Raw genomic sequence first — 4,340 nt, forward strand, 5'->3', positions numbered from 1 at the left:
GCATACCGAAACTAATGCGCTTGGGGAGAGATTCCCTCTGGTTTGGTTGGATACGTCCTGCCAGATTAAGGAAACTCAGTGAACCAAGAATCCCTCGCTTTTAGCGATGGGAGTGTCAAAAAACTTAAATCGCTCTTACAATTCCTTATGAGGCGTTTTTCAGCTTGAAATTGCCATTATTGCTGATTTTAAGGATAAATTGTCTTCTAGGCAGTTTTTAAAACCGAGGACTAAGCTAACTTGTGGATACGATGCACAATTAGTATTCAGATCTTGATTCGGCAATGCTCGCACTCAAATTAATACTCGCAACCATAGACAAAAGATTATATAAATCTAACTAATCATTTACTTGAGTAATTGGTATTTTACAAATCGCTGAAAGCAAGTCACCATAGGAATTAAGCAAATGCAGTTCCGAATCAAATCCTGTGGGAGATAGAAATTATGGTTGCTTTAATCACCCCAAAACCCGCTAAAACCAGCCGTTTAACCACACAAATCCAAGAAATCGCCGAAAATACTTTTACCTTGCGCTGTTTGGATTGGGATCGCGAGCGCTTTGATATCGAATTTGGTTTAGAAAACGGTACCACTTATAACTCTTTTGTTATTCAAGGGGAAAAAACTGCCCTAATTGATACATCTCACCGCAAATTTGATCGCCTTTATCTGGACGAATTAACTAAACTAATCAACATCAATCATCTTGATTATTTAATTATCAGTCACACCGAACCCGACCACAGTGGTTTAGTCAAAGAAGTTTTGGAATTAGTCCCAGAAGTTACCGTGGTTGGGGCAAAAGTTGCCATGCAATTCCTCGAAAACATGGTACACAGACCCTTTAAACAGTTAATCGTTAAAAGTGGTGATACTTTAGATTTAGGCAATGGTCATGTCTTAGAATTTGTTTCAGCCCCTAATCTTCATTGGCCTGATACTATCTTCACTTTTGATGCTAAAACTGCCACCCTTTTTACCTGTGATGCCTTCGGAATGCACTTTTGTGATGATCAAACCTACGATCGAGAAAAAGAGCTGCTAGAAGGCGATTTTCAAACCTATTATGACTGTCTGATGCGACCGAATGCTCGTTCAGTTTTAGGGGCAATTAAAAGAATCGAGAAATTTGAGATTAATCTCATTGCCACCGGTCACGGACCCCTATTAAAACACCATATTTCTGATTGGGTGGGACGCTATCAAACTTGGAGTCAAGAACAAACTTCTGCCGATACTTTAGTGGCTGTATTCTTTACCCAAGATTACGGACAAAGCGAACATTTAGCTACTATGATTAGTCAGGGTCTGACTAAAACTGATGTGGTGACAGAATTAGTCGATATGAATAATGCTGATCCCCACGAAGTCAGAGAATTAATCAATCAGTCTAAGGGAGTTGTCATCGGAATGCCTCCCCAATCTTCCCCGATTAACCAGACGATTTTAAGCACAATTCTTGCTTCAGTTAATGGCAAACAAGCGGTAGGATTATTTGAGTCAGGAGGTGGGGAAGATGAACCAATTTTTCCCTTAAGAAATAAATTACAGGAAATGGTCGCGATCGAAGCTTTTCCTCCTCTTTTAGTTAAAGACAATCTCAATCAATCTCTCGATTTTATTGCCGATGAAGCAGGAACCGACCTCGGCCAATGGTTAAGCCGAGAAAAAACGATTAAACAAATTAAATCGATTAAAAACGACTTAGAAAGAGCTTTAGGCCGTATTAGCACCGGATTGTACTTAATTACTTCCCAAAAAGCCGATTTATCTAGTGCCATGATTGCCTCTTGGGTGACACAAGCAAGTTTAAATCCTTTAGGTGTGGCAATTGCAGTGGCCAAAGATCGGGCAATGGTATCCTTTTTACAGCCTAGCGATACCTTTGTTTTAAATGTTTTAGCTGAGGATAATTACCAGAAATTAATGAAACATTTCCTCAAGCGTTTCTCTCCCGGTGCCAATCGTTTTGAAGGCATTAAAACCTATACTGCCAATAATGGATCACCAATTTTAGCCGATGCCTTAGCTTACATAGAATGTGAAGTAACCAGTCGTTTAGATTGCGGCGATCATTGGGTAGTTTATTGTACCGTTAATACTGGACGAGTTGCCCGTTTAGATGTCTTAACTGCTGTCCATCATCGCAAAGTTGGCAACCATTATTAACAGTTATCAGTTATCAGTTATCAGTTATCAGTTAGAAGGGGATAGGTAAATGGGGGAATAGGGAAATGGGGAGATAGAGTAATTTCAACTAAAACCCTAAAACCCCACACCCCACACCCCACACCCCACACCCCAACACCCCAACACCCCAACACCCCAACACCCAACACCCAACTGAACAATTATGAGCGCTACTACCTTAATTCCTAATCCTGCTATTAATAATCGCTCCCGCGATGTTCAAACCGCAGAAATTGCCGATAAAACTTGGGTTTTTCGCTCCCGTACTTGGGACAGATTAAAATTTGAAATAGAATATGCTCGTCAACGGGGAACCACCGCTAATTCCTATCTTATCTGTGGTGATAAAACCGCCTTAATCGATCCCCCTGGAGAATCCTTCACCGAAATTTATTTAGAAGAAATTCGTCAATATATCTCCTTACATCGTCTCGATTATCTGATTCTCAGTCACGTTAATCCCAATCGTCTCGTCACGTTAAAGGCATTATTAGCCGAAACCCATCAAATCACCATCCTCTGTTCTAAATCTGCCGTCAATACCCTTAAAAATGCCTTTCCCGATGCACAAATTTTTGGCATACGAACCGATGAAATCCTTGATTTAGGGCAAGGTCATCAACTAAGTTTTATTAATGTCCCTACGCCGCGCTGGCCCGATGGTATCTGCACTTTTGACCAAAAAACCCAAATTTTATACAGCGATAAATTCTTTAGTGTGCATCTGTGCAGTGACGCTCTTTGGGATAAGAATTGGAAACAATTAGACGCAGATCGTCGTTATTATTTTGATTGTCTCCATGCCGTGCAATCCAAAGCGGTAGAAACAGCCCTCGACAAAATTAAAGAATTTCCCGCCCAATATTATGCACCCGCCCACGGTCCGATAATTCGTTATAGTCTTAGTCGTCTTGCCCACGATTATCGTTATTGGTGTCAAGAACAAAAAACTCGACCTCTACAAGTGGCTTTATTATATGCTTCTGCCTACGGAAATACTGCCACCCTGGCCCGCTCGATCGAACGGGGATTATTAGAAAATGATCTAGCCGTAGAATCAATAAATTGTGAGTTTGCCACCCCCGCCGAAATTAGTCAAGCGATCGAAAATTGTGACGGATTTATTATCGGTTCTCCCACCTTAGCCGGTCACGCTCCCACCCAGATACAAACCGCTTTAGGAATCGTTCTTTCCACGGCAGCAAAAACTAAATTAGCCGGGGTTTTTGGTTCCTACGGTTGGAGTGGGGAAGCTGTAGATTTAATTGAAACTAAACTCAAAGATGCCAATTATCGCCTCGGTTTTGAATCCTTGCGCGTGCGTTTTAGCCCCACAGAAAGCTGTTTACAAGCAGGTTATTTAGCCGGAGAAACCTTCGCCCGGACCTTGAAAAAAACCAAAAAATTGCGGGTTCCCCAACAGGGAATGACTGAAACACAAATCGATCGCACTGCCCAGGCCGTTGGTCGGATTGTCGGTTCCCTCTCTGTTCTCACCACTCGTCAGGGCGAGGATCATGCTGGTTTCCTGACCTCTTGGGTATCCCAAGCCAGTTTTAACCCCCCGGGGCTAATTATCGCCGTTGCTGACGAACAAGCCGCCGATCGCCTAATTAACTCAGGAACCGCCTTTACCTTGAATATTCTCAAGGAAGGGCGCAATTTACGCCGTCATTTTTCCAATCGCATCAAATCTGGCGGCGATGTCTTTACGGGATTAGAAACCCAAGTCGGGGAAAATGGCTGTCTGATTTTAAGCGAAAGTCTCGCCTATCTAGAGTGTACGGTCAAAGAGCGACAACTCTGTGGCGATCGCTGGTTAGTCTATGCTACCGTCGAGCGGGGTCAAGTTTTGGATAGTAACGGTGTCACCGCCATCGGTCATCGCAAATCCGGTAGTCAGTCTTAAAACTGGACTAGCGGGGCAAAGCTCCTGACTTTCCCCCCATCATCGGCCTAGATTTCTGGGAAACAAATGTTATGTTAGTATCCAAGGCTGTCCGACCAAGTTATTTTGTCTTTGTTTCCCCTTGACATCCTCACCGCCGTAAACGGACGGTGATTCCCAAACCTCACGATTTAGGTTTCTGCTTCTTTCCCTTGCGGGGTTCCGCACCTGCCTTAACAGATTTACTCTGTTCTGGTCT

2 protein-coding genes are annotated in these 4,340 nt (G+C 42.9%); both read left to right on the forward strand.

What is annotated here, in order from left to right:
• Positions 1–447 precede the first annotated feature (447 nt).
• Positions 448–2,172 carry a diflavin flavoprotein gene (locus EWV84_RS01585; protein ID WP_287075973.1) on the forward strand — a complete coding sequence of 575 codons (1,725 nt, stop codon included), beginning with the start codon at positions 448–450 and terminating at the stop codon, positions 2,170–2,172.
• 184 nt (positions 2,173–2,356) lie between these two features.
• Positions 2,357–4,102, forward strand: coding sequence for a diflavin flavoprotein (locus EWV84_RS01590; protein ID WP_287075975.1), 1,746 nt, complete (start codon positions 2,357–2,359; stop codon positions 4,100–4,102).
• Positions 4,103–4,340 lie beyond the last annotated feature (238 nt).

The organism is Microcystis sp. M_QC_C_20170808_M3Col (genome assembly GCF_007095505.1).
GTDB lineage: Bacteria > Cyanobacteriota > Cyanobacteriia > Cyanobacteriales > Microcystaceae > Microcystis.

Excerpts from the sequence above, each read along its gene's own strand:
- EWV84_RS01585 (WP_287075973.1), top strand. The coding sequence starts at position 448 with ATGGTTGCTTTAATCACCCCAAAACCCGCTAAAACCAGCCGTTTAACC.
- EWV84_RS01590 (WP_287075975.1), top strand. The coding sequence starts at position 2,357 with ATGAGCGCTACTACCTTAATTCCTAATCCTGCTATTAATAATCGCTCC.